We start from the raw sequence: 14721 nt of genomic DNA, 5'->3' as shown, positions 1-14721 counted from the left end.
TTATTCCCTTGTCTTTTCAAGCCATTTATAGATTAATCGCCCTGATCCCAATTTCATTTATTTACTGCTCATTAGTATTCATGAAGATGTTACTTTATGGTTTGCCCAAACAGACATGCGTTTAATAGTGCACGGCTGGCCAGCCAACCATCTTATGTTTGAATACCAGTATACTTTGCTGGCCTCTCAGGGTTACCGCTGCATCGGAATGGATATTCGCGGCTTCGGTAAATCTGATGCGCCTTGGGAAAGTTATTCATATGACCGTATGGCGGATGATCTGCGTGCAGTTATTGATGAACTTCAGCTGGAGAATGCAGCTTTAGTTGGATTCTCTATGGGTGGAGCCATAGCATCTCGGTATATGTCACGTCATAACGGCCACGGTATTAAGAGACTTCTTCTGGCAGGAGCAGCTACTCCCGTTTTTACCCGCCAGTCTGGTATGGAGTATGGGATGGAGCCTGACGAAGTAACAGCGCAGTTAATACATGCTACCTATGAGAACAGACCTGCCATGCTCAACAAATTCGGTTTGAAATTTACCAAAACAAAATCAAATCCGGGTATGCTGGTGTGGCTGGAATCGCTCTGCTATCAGGCATCACACCATGGTACGATTAAAGCTGCTGCTTCATTACGAGATGAGGATCTTCGTGAAGATCTGGCTGCTATAGAAATCCCAACGGTTGTGTTCCACGGACAAAAAGACAAAATTGTGGAGCCTGAGTTGGGAGAACTAACCTCACAGAGCATTGCGGGTTCCCGCATCGTAAGATTTGAAGATAGTGGTCATGCCATGCTATTCGATGAACCTGAGAAGTTCAACGAAGAATTGTTAACCTTCCTTGATGGAATGAAAATGGAGTATGATCCGCCAAATTCAGTAGAACCGCAGCGCAGCATGTAATCGACGACATCGAACGAGCCTCATTAAGAACCCTTTGGTAGAGTACAACCAAGGGGTTCTTTCTTTTTCTATTCCAGAGGAATCAATCTGCGAATCACTCAACTTCTCAGAAAAAGTGCTTGTGTTTTTCTTAAGCATCGTGAATTTTTTTAAACAACGAGGGTGAGCAGATATGAACACTTAGGTATGTAGAAGCAAAGTACGTAGAAAGTGTTTATTATTGTGAATTTTTCATATGTTTAAATATTGTAATTAGGGCTAAATTTAAACCTTTACTTCGTGGTTTCAAACCTTTTTGCCATGAATTTTGTTCATTTATTGGAATAGTTGATGGTTCGAAAAAATTAGAAATTGGAGGATAACTCTAATGTATAGACGTTATTATGGTATTTTCTCTGTTGTAATGACTGTGTTCTTGCTTCAATCTGCTTGTACAGCATCCGGTGGAGATTCGATGAATGAAATTAACCAAACAAATCATTCAAACAGCAAAACACCAGTGAATCAAACACCTACTTCAACTAATGTCAAAACGGAATCGCAGAGACTAATTGATCCCGAAGGGTTGGAATTCAAGGAGATTGGAGCGGAGGATTTCAAAAAAGGCGTGTTCATTGATTTTGAACGGTATAAAAAAGACTTTTTTAATGATGACATCATTTCAAAGTTCAAAGGCAATCTTGAAGGTATTGTTGAAAATGATAAGAAGAAATTCAAAGTCCATCTCTATGAAGGTTCACAGAAAGAATCACTCTTCTTCGATGAAGAAAACGCTCAGTTTATGTTTAATGATCTGGACCTTCTAGAAAAGATAAGCATTAATGGCCGTGAACAAATTCGGATTGGAGTTCAATATGCCAAAAAACATGAGGATGGAAGTGTGGAGAATACAGCCATAACGTATTACTTCACAAAAAACAAAGAAAGTAATTGGCTTATCGAAAACATTGATTAGATTAGTATTTGGATTGAGTAGACAAAAATCGGTTCCACTCCCCCGTATCTTAACTGGAATGTATCAGACATGGTCTGAGGAAAGGTAAGCATTACGCCTTTTTCCGTAATACGCATATCTAGGTCTGCCTATAAAATAGTAAAAGCAGCCGATCGCACGGATCGACTGCTTTTACTATATTTATGCTGTTATCTCGTCAATATTGATATCATAACCAACGAATGTACAAGAACGAACAAAGGCTGAAAATAATTTTTGGCTAGATGCATCTATTGTGTAGCTGTACTCCGGATGCCATTGCACTGCCAGTACAAATTTTTGGTTCGGCATAACGACGGATTCAACAATTCCATCCTCGGCGACTGCAGCTGCTTGTAATTTATCCGAGAGCGTCTTGATCCCTTGATGATGATAACTGTTCACTTTGATCGTATCTGCTTGAATAATGTCATGCAGCAAGTTACCCTTTTCAATATGTACATCGTGTACCAGATTCGTATAGGGCGGGCTTTGCTTATGATTAACCGTATTGCTTACTTGAAGCTGTGTAGGAATATCCTGATACAAAGATCCACCCAGTATCACATTAAACAGCTGTAATCCCCGGCATATGCCGAAGGCAGGCTTATCGAGTTCGATTACTTTCTGAAATAGCAAGGACTCCATCATATCGCGTTCCATACATAACTCCCCGCAGGTATCCTCTGCATTTTCATGATAAAGCTCCGGATTAATGTCATGTCCGCCCGTGAACAAGAACCCATTAAACTCATTCGCCAAAGTTACAATTATTTCGAGATTCGTTGTCATCGGCAGCATCACTGGAATTCCGCCAGCACTCTCGATTGCGTTCATATAATCTGGAAGCATCCAGTAACTTTTTTTGTTGGAATCATACAGCGGCAGGACTCCGATCATGGGCTTCTTCATTGGTTTACCTCCTAATGGGGTCATTTTCATGTTAATCGCTATGTGAGAAAAGGTAAATCTTTTCATTCATTTTATCAGATCTCCTCATATACAAACTCACCAAATTATTGCATTTTCCTACCCTATGCCCAGCCTACTCCCGCACATCTTTTATAGATTCAGCTTCACTGGTAAATCATTCAATATGTTATTTATAGAATATCCCGGGTAATGATTAATCAAGATTCCGAACTTGGGAGGGATAGGAATGTTCATGGAGTTAAGCATTAAGCTAGTCATTAGCTTTTTTGGCCTGTGGGCCATTGCGTTCATTACCGGCAGAAAAACGCTAAGCCAACTTACACCGCTCGATTTCCTATCCTCGTTGGTGCTCAGTGAGATTGTGGGAAATACGCTGTATGATGATGAGATCAAGGTATCTCATCTATTATTCGCATTAGCACTCTGGACTGCACTCTCTTACCTTTTCGAGAAAGCCACAACAAGATTTGTGAAGTTCGGATATGTCGCGGAAGGACGAGTCGTGCTCTTAATTGATAATGGAGAAGTCAATCAAGGCTTGTTAAAAAAATACGATATTGAATTTAAACAGCTGCTTTCCATGCTTCGTAAACAGAATGTATTTTCTATTCAGGAAGTGAAATACGCCATCCTCGAAACGGATGGATCGTTATCCGTGCTTCGCAGGCCCGAGTACGAACCACCTACCGCAGAAGATATGGGTATGGAGACATCACCAGATCGTTTTGCGGTAACCGTAATTGATAAAGGAGAGCTGCTTAAGAAGTCCATGAAAGGTAAAAATATCGATATGGAGATGGTCAGTGTAGAAATTCAGAAGCAAGGCTATGACAATATAAAGGATATCGCCTATGCAGAATATGGTGACGACGGAGAACTCTACATTATTCCGAAAAGTAAAAACGGAAAAGGTTAATTCAAGCAATCTTTGGTGCATTATAAATATAAAGACCAGGTACATGGTAAGCCCATATACCTGGTCTTTTTTTGGTGCTCATTTATCTACGCAGCATTTGAAGTGGTCGCTTCATCTGCATTCAACTGAATGGACCGCTGGCATACTCTTGTAATTGCAAAAGCCAGCAAAGCTAATACCACGGCTACCGGCGGCACCCATGCCACACCGCCAAGGTTAACGGCAAGTCCACCGACCCCAGAACCGAGAGCAATGCCCACATTGGCCGCCACAGGCAGCAGTGTGGATGCAAAAGCTTTGGATTCCGGTGCAATCGTTCCAGATACATCAAACAGATATAACTGGGATGCTGCACTCATGGACGAAGACAGACAGCCGATCAGAAGCAGGAACGTCAAACCAAGCCAGAGATTGGATACAGCGAAACTCAGTCCGAGGAAAATAACCGCTTGGATGACGAAAAGCCACTTAAGTTTGGGTAGAAAATCACCCTTTGCTATTTTCGCACCGATCCAATTGCTCAGAATACTGCATGCCCCATAGATCAGGAGTATAGCGCTAATCCAACGTACAGGCACCCCCATAGACTCACTGAGAAGCGGTGTAATATAAGTGAAAGTAACGAAGATACAGCTGTTGCCCAGCACGGGGATTAGGCAGGCTAACAAAATGCGAGGCTTCATAAAGAGAGCCATCTGATCACCAAATGAACCGGTAACGGTAGTCGTGCGGCGTGGTAGGATTCGGAACATGAAAACAAACGGCACGACACCGATGCAAGCAGTAACTACGAATGTCATGGACCAGGACAGATGCTGTCCAATAAAAGTACCAAGGGGCACACCTAGAACATTCGCGATGGAAAACCCGCCCAAAATCCAAGCGATAGCTTCCCCTCTCCGCTCCCGATGAACGGCGTCGTTTGCGATAGAGATCGAAAGCGATATCGTAAGTCCGCAAGCAACGGCCGAAACGATGCGAATAGCCATCAAGGAAGGGAACGTTGTTGAGAACACGGTTAATACATTCAACACAAGCACAATGGCGAATCCAATTAAGATGGAGCTTCTTCTGGATATTTTGGCCAAGGATGCCACGGCGAATGGTGTCCCCACGGCATAAGCAATAGCGAATCCGGATACTAGGGCACCAGCAGCAGCGAGAGATACTTTCATATAACTCTCAATTTCTTTCAACACACCCACAATGACATACTCGGTTGTTCCGAGCACAAAGCTGACGAGCGTAAGCGTTAAAATAAGTAGATTTTCTCTAGTTCTGGTCATCAATTTAATTTCACTAATCCTTTCTAATGTTGCAAGCGCTTCAATTCTTAAGACAGCTCCTACGCTATGTATTTTCTGCTTTCCCATCCCTGTGATTTCGATATATAGTACATATTGGATAGTGAAATTGTACTGTCAGACGTGTCAGACGACAATCAAGGTTGTTGTGGATTTGATTCAAAACATGATGTATGTTGTCATTTTTCATCATAGAACCTCGAAGGGAAGACATAGATGGACACACGCCACGAACAAGGCCAACGATATGAAGATCAGGATTGTATCATAATTTATGTCGGGAAGCTGGCCGGCAATCCGCAGTGGAGTTTTCCGACGCATAAGCATGACGATCTGCACGAGATTATTTATGTTAATGAAGGAAAGGGATCATTCACCATTGATGGTGCGAAGCACTTGGCCCAAAAGGGAGACCTGCTCATATACAATAGAGGAACACTTCACGAAGAAAAGTCTGATCCGGAATATCCGTTATCCACCTTTTATTGTGGCTTTCGTTTCAGAGAGGATATTCAGAGCGACGCCGATTGGGTCGTACCTCCAGGTAGTGAACCAATCATTCGTGCAAACCGGTATTCGGAAGAGCTGCATTCGTTAATGCAGACCTTATTCAGTGAATTCTCCATTCGTGAGGATGGATACGAGCGCATCTCCCAGCATGTGTTGAAAGCCGTACTACTGATCATCGAACGCATGTCCGGCCTTCAACAGTCTTCTGGACAGATTATACGGAGCAACACCCTTGCTGAGAGTATTAAGGACTATCTGGATACCAACTACCGACAAAACATTAAACTGAAGGAACTCGCTGAACAGTTTCATATCGATTTCTATTATCTCATTCATATGTATAAAAATCGCTACGGCACCTCCCCCTATCATTACTTGATCCAACGACGAATGGGTGAAGCAACCCGACTATTAGTCTCGACCAAGAAGAAAATATGGGAGATTTCCAAGCTGGTTGGGTATGATAACCCCAATTACTTCACCATTCTTTTTACCAAAACGGTCGGTGAATCGCCGCGAAGCTTTCGCAAGCGAAATCAAAAAGATATGTTCGGGGATACTACCACCTCCCATTCATCATAAAAGAGATATCTCCCTGATCTAGTCAATCCTTAACACACCATCACGGCTACTTAGATAACATGCAATAAGGCGCTCCTGATAAGGAGCGTCTTTGTCATTCAAACCTAAACTTATATTTAACCTAGAGCGTGAATCGACGGACCAAGTTTTGCATATTTTCAGCTGTTTTGGATAATTGCACGGATGATGCAGCAATCTCCTCCATGGCCGCCATGTGCTCTTGGGCTGCTGCCGAAGTGGTCTGGGCACTGTCAGCAGACACTTTGGAGATATTGGCCATTTCTGCCACCGAAGCAGAGACTTGCTCCGTACTTGCTGCCAGCTGCTCTGATACAGCAGATACATCCTGAATTTGGTCCACAATATGAGCCGTATATTGTTCAATGTTCGAGATGGTTGCTGAAGCCTCGCGGCTGATGCGCATCCCTTCGCCGACTTGACTTCGAACGTTATCATTCATTAGTAATGTGGATTTCTCGATCAGGTCGAACATTTTGCCGATGGTTGCGCCAATTTCCTCCGCGCTTTGTTTGGATTGCAAGGACAGCATGCGTACTTCACCTGCAACGACGGCAAAACCTTTTCCATGCTCTCCTGCTCTCGCTGCTTCAATTGAAGCATTAAGTGATAGAAGATTCGTTTGGCGAGAGATATCCGCAATCGCCTCGTTCATTCTGTTCGCTTCTGCTGATAGATTAGACAGCTCGTTAATGAATGCTGAGGTTTCCTGGACGGCCACTAGGATGTGCTCCATTTGGTCGCCAACCTGGTTGATGGTTTTCCCACCGTTCGCGACAGCACGCTGTGTCTCCTCAGCCGAATCTACTATGGCACTTGCAGATTCAGCAATGGTACCAATCCCTCTGGCCATCTCTTCCACTGCGTTCGCTGTTTGTTCAGAACTTTCTGCACCAGCGACTGCCCTTTCAGCGGTCTGCTGGATTGTTTCAGCAACATGTTGAACAGAAGCGTTCGTTTGTTCGGTGCTTTCCTGTATCATTTGTGAGGTATGGTTTAGAAGGGACGATGTCTGATTAAGTTCTGTCACGACAGATTGTAATGAAATGGTCATTTGGTCAAAGTCATTGGCCAATATGCCGAACTCATCTTTATTCCTAAGATCAACCCGTTCTGTCAAATTTCCTTCTCGAACGCGACGGGTTGCCGTTCGTAATTTTTGCATAGGAACCATGAAGGATCTCAAAATAAAGAATATGATCATTCCAGCCAGCAATGTAGAAATGATAATTACGGTAAGACTAGTGACCAATATTGGTTTCGCTGCTGCAATGAAATCTTCATGCCCCATCAAAGCGATGACATTCCAGCCTGTTAACGCATTAACGCCGTTGTAAACCTCCAAGTCATATTCCAGGTCCGTTCGGACAAATTGGGAGAATGCCATGGGTTCATCAGGACTAGATGCTGTATTGGAATGGACAGGTATCCCGTCAATAAGCGCCCCGCCAAGCTCTCCTCCACCACCTTCAACAATAGCACCAGCCCAGGCGGCGATGGTTCGATTGGAGTCGACTACAATTAAACTTCCGTTCCCCCCAACATCCACGTAGGAGATCTCTTCTGCTAATGGTGCCAGATCAAGTTTTATGCTTGCTACGCCTTGTCCACTTGAGAGAGCCTGGGATATCTCCACATAAATCTCCCCGGAATCGGAGTCTTTCATAAGGTTAGAAAAATAGACCGATCCTTTATTATTTTTACCATTGGTGTACCATTCCGTAATGCGTGGATCATATGTTGTCTCTCCGATCTCTGGAGAAGCAATAAAGCTGCCCTGATCGTTACCTACAGTAATTTCTAGAATATCAGGATATGTATCTGCTAACTGGTTTAATTCTGCTTGCACTGCTTCAATGTTCACCTGACTGGTATCAGAACTTAACAACCCATCTATATAACTTAATAGTTCTGCTTTTGTCCCTACCAGATTATTAATATGCTGCCCTGCCATGGTTAGTATCGTATTCATCGGATCGGTCATGCTTTTTTGAACCTGTTCTTGTGCACTGTGATAAGAGAAATATCCGATAAGTGCTGTTGGAATGATAAGAACCGTTAGGAAAGCGGCTATGAGTCTGGTACTCATCAAACGTAAAACAGATGCTAGTCTCGTGAATAATGACCCTTTTTTCTTTTTCTTCTTTTCGTTCAAATGGATCTCCCTCTCTTGTATAAAATGAAGAACAAAACTATATATCGGTATATCTAGTAAATAATTTAATTAATGGTATATATTTAATTTTATTAATAGCTAATAATTGCTCTGTAAACGACGTCGCATCAGTGATGTAATTCTTGTAATTGTTAATGTATTACCGTATGTAAACGCAAAAAAACCCATATATATGCACACTCAAAGAAACGTTGAGCATACATATACACAGGTATTGCCTGATTAAAATCAGTAACAAGCCTTATTTGTTTTGTATTATAGCATAGATCGAACGGATATGTTAACCATAATTTGGTTTGTCATCGACATATACTCGGATCACAATGTCCTGATCATGGTTACCGAAACCAGCTCCGTACAACGTTAATCCCCCGACATGATCCGCTTGTTCTTCAACCGCAAACCTGAGTGTCCAGAACGGTTCACCCAGCTTCACATCATTCAGCGTCACGTCTGACATCCAGTCTCCATCTATCGTTGTCCCCGAAGCATCCACTCGAATCGTCTTTAATAATCCGTATTGATTCACGTTGCGATGCCACCATTCCGGTGTGTACTTGCCTCGTGCCGCCCTGCCAAAATCCGCTGGACTTGTCCAGGTTCCAAGCTTAATACCATTAAAGGTAAAGGTAATATCTGATGGCCAATCATCTCTTAAACCGGGTGCTTCCGAAGCGATTTCCATGGAGATTTCTATAGCATCCGCATTGGGATTGGGATATAGATAGTTAGGCGTTTTATACTCCACATAACCTCTCCCAAACCATAGGATGGAAGCTTGAACCCGTTCAGGATCCAGGAAATAGCGAGGATCGTCCCATACTCCGATTTCCTTTTCCCTTGTACCCAGACCACAAGTGGGATGAATATCAAACGCCGTATAATGACCCACTGAAATGGTCTGTTCCCTCATATTCGTCACTCTGCTAGCTGCGGGCAGCTCGATTTCGATCTTTTTTTGTTTGAGAAAACACATTTTGTGTGTTCCTCCATTACGCCGGACTCTTCGGCTTCCGATTAGTTCGGCTTGTTCCAGTTTTCGAATATGCATCGTGACAATAGACGGGCTAAGTTTGATCTGTGCGGCAATATCCTTGACACTCATCTCCTGCTCGGCGATCAACTCCATAATCCGCCAGCGAACTTCACTGGCCAGCGCATCGTATAAAGGCATAAACTGGGACTCCCCGTTCGATTGAATCATTTTTTCACTCTCCTGATCACTCAGTGAAATCACATTTATATAAATTTAAAGAATATAAATAGAAATTACAAGTCCCTTCTATTGAAATAGACCGTGGGTTGGTGTTTAATTTCAGTAGCTTCCTATTATTAGAATTCTTATTTATATGAATTTATCATCGAGGTGAAAGAACGAATGCAGTTTAACAATCCCGTCATCAAAGGGTTCTATCCAGATCCGAGCGTATGCAGAGTAGACGATACGTATTACCTGATATGCAGTTCATTTCAATACTTCCCCGGAGTACCCATTTTCGAGAGCAAAGATCTGATTAACTGGGAACAGATTGGTCATTGTCTAACCAAAACGAGTCAGGTACAGCTTGCACATGTAAACAGTTCAGGAGGCGTATTTGCTCCTACCCTTCGGCATCATAACGGGCGATTCTACATGACGACCACGAATGATACGACCCGCCAGAACTTCTATGTGTGGACAGACGATATCTATGGCGAGTGGTCTGAGCCCATCTTCGTGGACCAGGGCGGAATCGATCCGGACTTGTATTTCGAAGACCAAAAAGCGTACTTTATGAGTAACGGCTCTGACGATTTTGGCGTCTCGGGGATCGTTCAATGTGAGATTGAGATTGAAACCGGCAAAAAGCTTACGCCGAGCCGGACAATATGGCAAGGTACTGGTGGACGTTACCTGGAAAGTCCTCATATGTATAAGATCAACGGTCTTTATTATCTGCTGGCTGCTGAAGGAGGCACCGAATACGGTCACATGGAAACGTACGCACGCGGATCCGCTGTCTCCGGTCCTTTCGAAGCCTATCCTCACAATCCGGTGTTAACCAACCGTAACCTGGGCGGTTATGAGCTGCAGGGTGTTGGGCATGGCGATCTGGTTCAGGATGTTGAGGGAAATTGGTGGCTCTTCCACTTGGGATTCCGGCAGATCGGACAATGGCAGACGTTTCACCATCTGGGCCGCGAAGTTTTTGTAGCACCTGTAACATTTGATGAAGACGGCTGGTTTACAGCAGGTCACCATGGAACGACTCTATTAACTTTTGAAACAGACCGGATATCCGAATCTGTCGTTCAGGTGGAGAAGAAGTCCTTTACTTTTGACAACACGGAATGGGACAAGGACTGGTGTTATCTCAGACATCCTCATTCAGAGAATTATATGCTGCAATCCAACAAGCTAACGCTTAAAGGAACAGACGTCTCACTCGATCAACCGGGCACTCCAACCTTCATCGGTATACGGCAAAAGGACTTCAATGCCAATATTTCTTGTGATGTTAATCTTACAGATGGAGAGGCAGGCATCACCCTGTATATGGATGAGCACCATCATTATGATCTGGCTATAAGGAAAGACGCTGAAGGATACAAGGTAATCGAGCGCCTTAATATTGGAGATATCAAATCAGTTGAAAACGAAGTGGATCTCGGGAGCCGTAATCACGCCACATTGAAGATCCGGGCAACCAATGATCGTTATACCTTTAGCTTGGATACCCAGGGCGAAGAGATCGAATTAGGCAGTGCACATACGAAATATCTATCCTCTGAGGTAGCCGGTGGGTTTACAGGCGTAGTCATCGGTTTATATGCCTATGGCGAAGGATCTGTGGCAGAATTCTCAGAATTCAAGTGCGACTATAAATAAAAGCAGATCTACAAGTTAAACAATAGAAATTTACATTTCTAACTGTCGACTACTGCCAGTAAAAAAACGAGGATGTCCTCAAAGTTAACACTTTGGAGACATCCTCGCAGTCTTTTACATGTAGTTTAGTTTCAATTCAGCACTTACATCGTGCTTGTATCAATAACGAATCTGTACTTCACATCCGAAGCAAGTACGCGTTTGTAAGCTTCGTCGATTTGATCAGCCGAGATCACTTCGATTTGAGGTGTGATGTCATGTTCCGCACAGAAGTCCATCATTTCCTGGGTCTCACGTATGCCACCAATCATGGATCCGGCAAATGAACGACGGTGGCCGATTAATGACATGACGTTTACTGCGAGAGGCTCACCAGGTGCACCTACGTTTACAAGTGTGCCATCCAGCGTGAGCAATCCGAAATAAGCGTTAATGTCGATATTGGCACTTACCGTGTTAATGATCAGATCAAAGGAACCCGCAAGCTTCTCGAACGTTTCAGCTTCACTTGTGGCGTAATAGTGGTTTGCACCAAACTGCAAACCATCTTCCTTTTTATTCAGGGATTGGGACAGAACAGTCACCTCGGCACCCATGGCATGTGCAATTTTGACAGCCATATGGCCGAGACCGCCCATACCTACAATCGCTACTTTTTTCCCTGGAGCTGCTCCCCAATGTTGAAGCGGAGAGTATGTCGTAATACCTGCGCAAAGTAACGGTGCAGCGGCTTCGAGTGCAATGTTATCCGGAATCCGAATAACGAAATTTTCGGTTACAACGATGTGAGTCGAATATCCACCTTGTGTTGGTTCACCGTATTTATCAACCCCACCGTACGTTTGAATATTGCCTTTGAGGCAATACTGCTCTTCGCCTCGGCGACAATTTTCGCATTCCCCACAGGAGTCAACCATACAGCCTACGCCTACTCGATCACCGACTTTATATTTGGAAACTTCGCTTCCTACTTCCGTCACAATTCCTGCAATTTCATGACCAGGAACCAGCGGATAATTCACAGGACCCCACTCACCGTGAGCCGTATGAATGTCAGAGTGACAAATGCCGGCATATTTGATTTCAATCAGGACATCATGTGTGTCCAGATCGCGTCGTTTAATTTCAGCTGACCGGAACGATTGATCTGGTCCGTCCACAGCACGTGCTTTAGCAGTAATCATCATTAAAACCTCCTAAGATGTTCATTTTCCAAGAGAACACACCCATTCAGGGGCAAGAATCACAATTGATACAATGACCAATCATTCCTTCTTTTTCTCTCGCAAAATTATCTTAATCCCTCTAGTTAACTCTAGGTCAAATATCTTTTCTAAATTTTTTTATAGAAATAGATAAAGATATTTCTAAATCCCCATTATGTCAATGCTGACTTTGACATCCTGTATTTACCGTGATAAGATTCCCCACAGAAGCTAGAGTTAACTCGAAGTCTATGCCGTAAGTAAAGGAGAACTGTATGACATACTCAATTAGCGAAGTTGCCAAAGAATTGAATCTCACCGTATATACATTGCGTTATTATGATAAGGAAGGACTTATGCCTTTTGTCGAACGTACCCCGAGCGGAGTGCGCAAGTTTAAAGAATCGGACATTGATTTTCTGAAAATTATTCAGTGCCTGAAACTCACGGGTATGCCGATTAAGGATATCAAGGATTTCATTGAATGGTGTTCCGAAGGCGACTCCACACTGCAGGAGAGATACGACATGTTCATTGAACGTAAAGCCAGTGTAGAAGCACAAATGGAAGAACTGAGAAAGACCATGGAAGTCATTGAACACAAATGTGCCTATTATAAAACCGCCATCGCAGCAGGGACGGAGGATATCCATAAAATGAATAAGATGGGTCAATCGGTGACCAACTAGAGAAACACCAAAAACCTAGTTTCCTTTCGGAGCTAGGTTTTTTGCTACTTTTCACTGCAAAATTACAGATTCCATTATATTTCTTTCGTACATGTATTTAATGATGATAGCCATTGGTAGGTATCAATTCTTTGTATTCCGTAGGGCTGTATCCTGTATACTCCTTGAACACCTTAGAGAAATAATGCTGATCACTGAAGGATAGAAGGTCCGATAATTCCTTAAACTTCATATCAGGTTGCTGTTCCATCAGCCTGCAGGCTTCCTGAATTCTCAGCCGGGTATAATACTGAACAAAAGTGGCTTGCGTTACGTTTTTGATCACTCTGCTAACATAAGATGGACTGACGTGAAACTTCAAAGCAATGTCGCTGATGGATAAATGGGAATATTTATTAAGCTTGATGTACTCATCCATCTGCTCGAATAGGAGCTCCTTGCTTTTTCGGATATGCGACTGCAGCATATCAAAACACTGCCCTGTCCATTCCTGTAGTTCCTGGCAGAAGTCTGCATATGTCGTTGCTTCCAAGAGCTGTTTGGCCCGATGCTCAAGACCAAGCCTGATCCCTGATCCTTGTTCTTCGTACAAATGAGCGAATGTATCCACCAATAATCCAATGAAACGTTCCACCTCTCTCACATGCACATGCTGCTCCGCCCATCGGTCCAGCAGCTCGGAGAGCTTCAGAGCAAACCGATCTTTCTGATAAGACTGTATTATTTGCACAAATGTGGATTCCAAGGTGGAATCCAGACATCCTGATTCCAGCCTGGCCGTCGAAACCGGGTTTCCAGTATCAAGTGCCAATCCTTGGTTCAACCGCTGCTGTGCAGACAGTATCGAGGTTATTCGATGGTAGACTTCTGGCAGATGTCCCGAATCAGAGGAGAGCAGCTGCCCTCCAATCATCACATCCATTCGATACGTAACCAAATGCCGCCGTAATGATTCCAGACATTCATGCATGGAGGAATAAGCAGCAAGCACTCCCTTGTTTACGAAAACGATAAATTGATTCGGCGTTCGACTCTGTAACACATGACAAGGCTGAGGGGCAAAGAGAACCTCCACGAAGCCAAGAAGCGTCTGCTGTGTCCATAGTTCCTTCCCTGGTGTAAATGGCTGCTTACGCAAAATGATCATCATCTGAGAAAACAGCGATAAATCCTCCCCCTTTTGCACTTCAGCATAACACTGAGGGTCGACAATCTCTTGCAAGTCATTCAGATTTTTGGATTTCTGTTGATCAAGCTGGTCAATCACCCGTATCATGACCTCTTCTAACGCTTCTTGTTCCACCGGTTTCAGCAAATAATCGAACACCTGCAGATTGAGCGCTTTTCGTGTGTATTCAAAGTCGCTATAACCACTAATCAGAATCACTTTCAAGTCCGGGTTCACCCTCTTCGCTTGCTCAATCAACGATAACCCATCCATCTTCGGCATCCGAATATCGGTTAGCAGCAGATCAATGGGTTCAAGCTGAATTGCAGCCAGGGCATCCTCTCCATTTGTTGCCGTGGCCACCACATGAATGGGCAGGTTAAGCGCATCCAAAAGCATTTTTATATTACGCAGTATTGGTTTGCTGTCCTCTACAATCATGACGTTATACATCACATGTCTCCCCTT

Annotated in this window: 12 protein-coding genes; 6 read left to right on the top strand and 6 right to left on the bottom strand. The window is 43.6% G+C overall.

From position 1 onward, the window contains the following. Positions 1 to 115: 115 nt before the first annotated feature. Together AC3RCI_RS14210 and AC3RCI_RS14205 are read left to right on the top strand one after the other, a co-directional pair. Positions 116 to 910 (top strand): alpha/beta fold hydrolase, encoded by a 795-nt coding sequence (locus AC3RCI_RS14210; RefSeq protein WP_492529606.1) that lies wholly within the window; start codon positions 116 to 118, stop codon positions 908 to 910. A 367-nt stretch (positions 911 to 1277) separates the two neighbouring features. Further along, positions 1278 to 1865 carry a hypothetical protein gene (locus AC3RCI_RS14205; RefSeq protein ID WP_492473696.1) on the top strand — a complete coding sequence of 196 codons (588 nt, stop codon included), beginning with the start codon at positions 1278 to 1280 and terminating at the stop codon, positions 1863 to 1865. Positions 1866 to 2045: 180 nt separating this feature from the next. On the opposite strand, the gene AC3RCI_RS14200 is transcribed toward AC3RCI_RS14205, so the two are convergent. Then, complete coding sequence (locus AC3RCI_RS14200; protein WP_492529605.1) at positions 2046 to 2795, bottom strand: gamma-glutamyl-gamma-aminobutyrate hydrolase family protein; 750 nt, start codon at positions 2793 to 2795, stop codon at positions 2046 to 2048. A 247-nt stretch (positions 2796 to 3042) separates the two neighbouring features. On the opposite strand from AC3RCI_RS14200, the gene AC3RCI_RS14195 reads away from it, so the two are divergent. Beyond that, positions 3043 to 3732: a DUF421 domain-containing protein gene (locus tag AC3RCI_RS14195; protein WP_492529603.1), complete on the top strand. Its 690-nt coding sequence runs from the start codon at positions 3043 to 3045 to the stop codon at positions 3730 to 3732. A gap of 86 nt (positions 3733 to 3818) precedes the next feature. Here the strand turns inward: AC3RCI_RS14195 and AC3RCI_RS14190 are convergent, their stop codons facing one another. After that, on the bottom strand, positions 3819 to 5018 hold the full coding sequence (locus AC3RCI_RS14190; RefSeq protein WP_492529601.1) for an MFS transporter: 1200 nt from the start codon (positions 5016 to 5018) through the stop codon (positions 3819 to 3821). Between the two features lie 234 nt (positions 5019 to 5252). Between AC3RCI_RS14190 and AC3RCI_RS14185 the strand changes: the two genes are divergently transcribed. After that, positions 5253 to 6128, top strand: coding sequence for a helix-turn-helix domain-containing protein (locus tag AC3RCI_RS14185; RefSeq protein WP_492473692.1), 876 nt, complete (start codon positions 5253 to 5255; stop codon positions 6126 to 6128). 121 nt (positions 6129 to 6249) lie between these two features. Here the strand turns inward: AC3RCI_RS14185 and AC3RCI_RS14180 are convergent, their stop codons facing one another. Together AC3RCI_RS14180 and AC3RCI_RS14175 are read right to left on the bottom strand one after the other, a co-directional pair. Beyond that, positions 6250 to 8301, bottom strand: a complete 2052-nt coding sequence (locus AC3RCI_RS14180) for a methyl-accepting chemotaxis protein (RefSeq protein WP_492529599.1) — start codon at positions 8299 to 8301, stop codon at positions 6250 to 6252. Positions 8302 to 8602: 301 nt separating this feature from the next. Next, positions 8603 to 9526: an ArsR/SmtB family transcription factor gene (locus tag AC3RCI_RS14175; protein WP_492529597.1), complete on the bottom strand. Its 924-nt coding sequence runs from the start codon at positions 9524 to 9526 to the stop codon at positions 8603 to 8605. Positions 9527 to 9700: 174 nt separating this feature from the next. Here AC3RCI_RS14175 and AC3RCI_RS14170 point away from each other — a divergent pair, with 174 nt between their 5' ends. Then, positions 9701 to 11191 carry a glycoside hydrolase family 43 protein gene (locus AC3RCI_RS14170; RefSeq protein ID WP_492529595.1) on the top strand — a complete coding sequence of 497 codons (1491 nt, stop codon included), beginning with the start codon at positions 9701 to 9703 and terminating at the stop codon, positions 11189 to 11191. A gap of 143 nt (positions 11192 to 11334) precedes the next feature. On the opposite strand, the gene AC3RCI_RS14165 is transcribed toward AC3RCI_RS14170, so the two are convergent. After that, on the bottom strand, positions 11335 to 12375 hold the full coding sequence (locus tag AC3RCI_RS14165; RefSeq protein WP_336780252.1) for an NAD(P)-dependent alcohol dehydrogenase: 1041 nt from the start codon (positions 12373 to 12375) through the stop codon (positions 11335 to 11337). 296 nt (positions 12376 to 12671) lie between these two features. Here AC3RCI_RS14165 and AC3RCI_RS14160 point away from each other — a divergent pair, with 296 nt between their 5' ends. Further along, positions 12672 to 13085, top strand: a complete 414-nt coding sequence (locus tag AC3RCI_RS14160) for a MerR family transcriptional regulator (protein WP_127535771.1) — start codon at positions 12672 to 12674, stop codon at positions 13083 to 13085. Positions 13086 to 13182: 97 nt separating this feature from the next. Here AC3RCI_RS14160 and AC3RCI_RS14155 read toward each other — a convergent pair whose 3' ends face one another. Next, positions 13183 to 14706, bottom strand: coding sequence for a response regulator (locus tag AC3RCI_RS14155; protein WP_492529593.1), 1524 nt, complete (start codon positions 14704 to 14706; stop codon positions 13183 to 13185). Positions 14707 to 14721: the final 15 nt, after the last annotated feature.

The sequence above is a fragment of the Paenibacillus sp. MT124 genome, assembly GCF_058792755.1.
This window is presented reverse-complemented; position numbering and strand designations above follow the sequence as displayed.

Bases quoted from the DNA above. Each gene is read 5' to 3' on its own strand.
- AC3RCI_RS14205 (WP_492473696.1), top strand. From the start codon at position 1,278: ATGTATAGACGTTATTATGGTATTTTCTCTGTTGTAATGACTGTGTTC.
- AC3RCI_RS14190 (WP_492529601.1), bottom strand. From the start codon at position 5,018: ATGACCAGAACTAGAGAAAATCTACTTATTTTAACGCTTACGCTCGTC.
- AC3RCI_RS14155 (WP_492529593.1), bottom strand. From the start codon at position 14,706: ATGTATAACGTCATGATTGTAGAGGACAGCAAACCAATACTGCGTAAT.
- AC3RCI_RS14160 (WP_127535771.1), top strand. From the start codon at position 12,672: ATGACATACTCAATTAGCGAAGTTGCCAAAGAATTGAATCTCACCGTA.
- AC3RCI_RS14170 (WP_492529595.1), top strand. From the start codon at position 9,701: ATGCAGTTTAACAATCCCGTCATCAAAGGGTTCTATCCAGATCCGAGC.
- AC3RCI_RS14165 (WP_336780252.1), bottom strand. From the start codon at position 12,375: ATGATTACTGCTAAAGCACGTGCTGTGGACGGACCAGATCAATCGTTC.
- AC3RCI_RS14210 (WP_492529606.1), top strand. From the start codon at position 116: ATGCGTTTAATAGTGCACGGCTGGCCAGCCAACCATCTTATGTTTGAA.
- AC3RCI_RS14200 (WP_492529605.1), bottom strand. From the start codon at position 2,795: ATGAAGAAGCCCATGATCGGAGTCCTGCCGCTGTATGATTCCAACAAA.
- AC3RCI_RS14175 (WP_492529597.1), bottom strand. From the start codon at position 9,526: ATGATTCAATCGAACGGGGAGTCCCAGTTTATGCCTTTATACGATGCG.
- AC3RCI_RS14185 (WP_492473692.1), top strand. From the start codon at position 5,253: ATGGACACACGCCACGAACAAGGCCAACGATATGAAGATCAGGATTGT.
- AC3RCI_RS14195 (WP_492529603.1), top strand. From the start codon at position 3,043: ATGTTCATGGAGTTAAGCATTAAGCTAGTCATTAGCTTTTTTGGCCTG.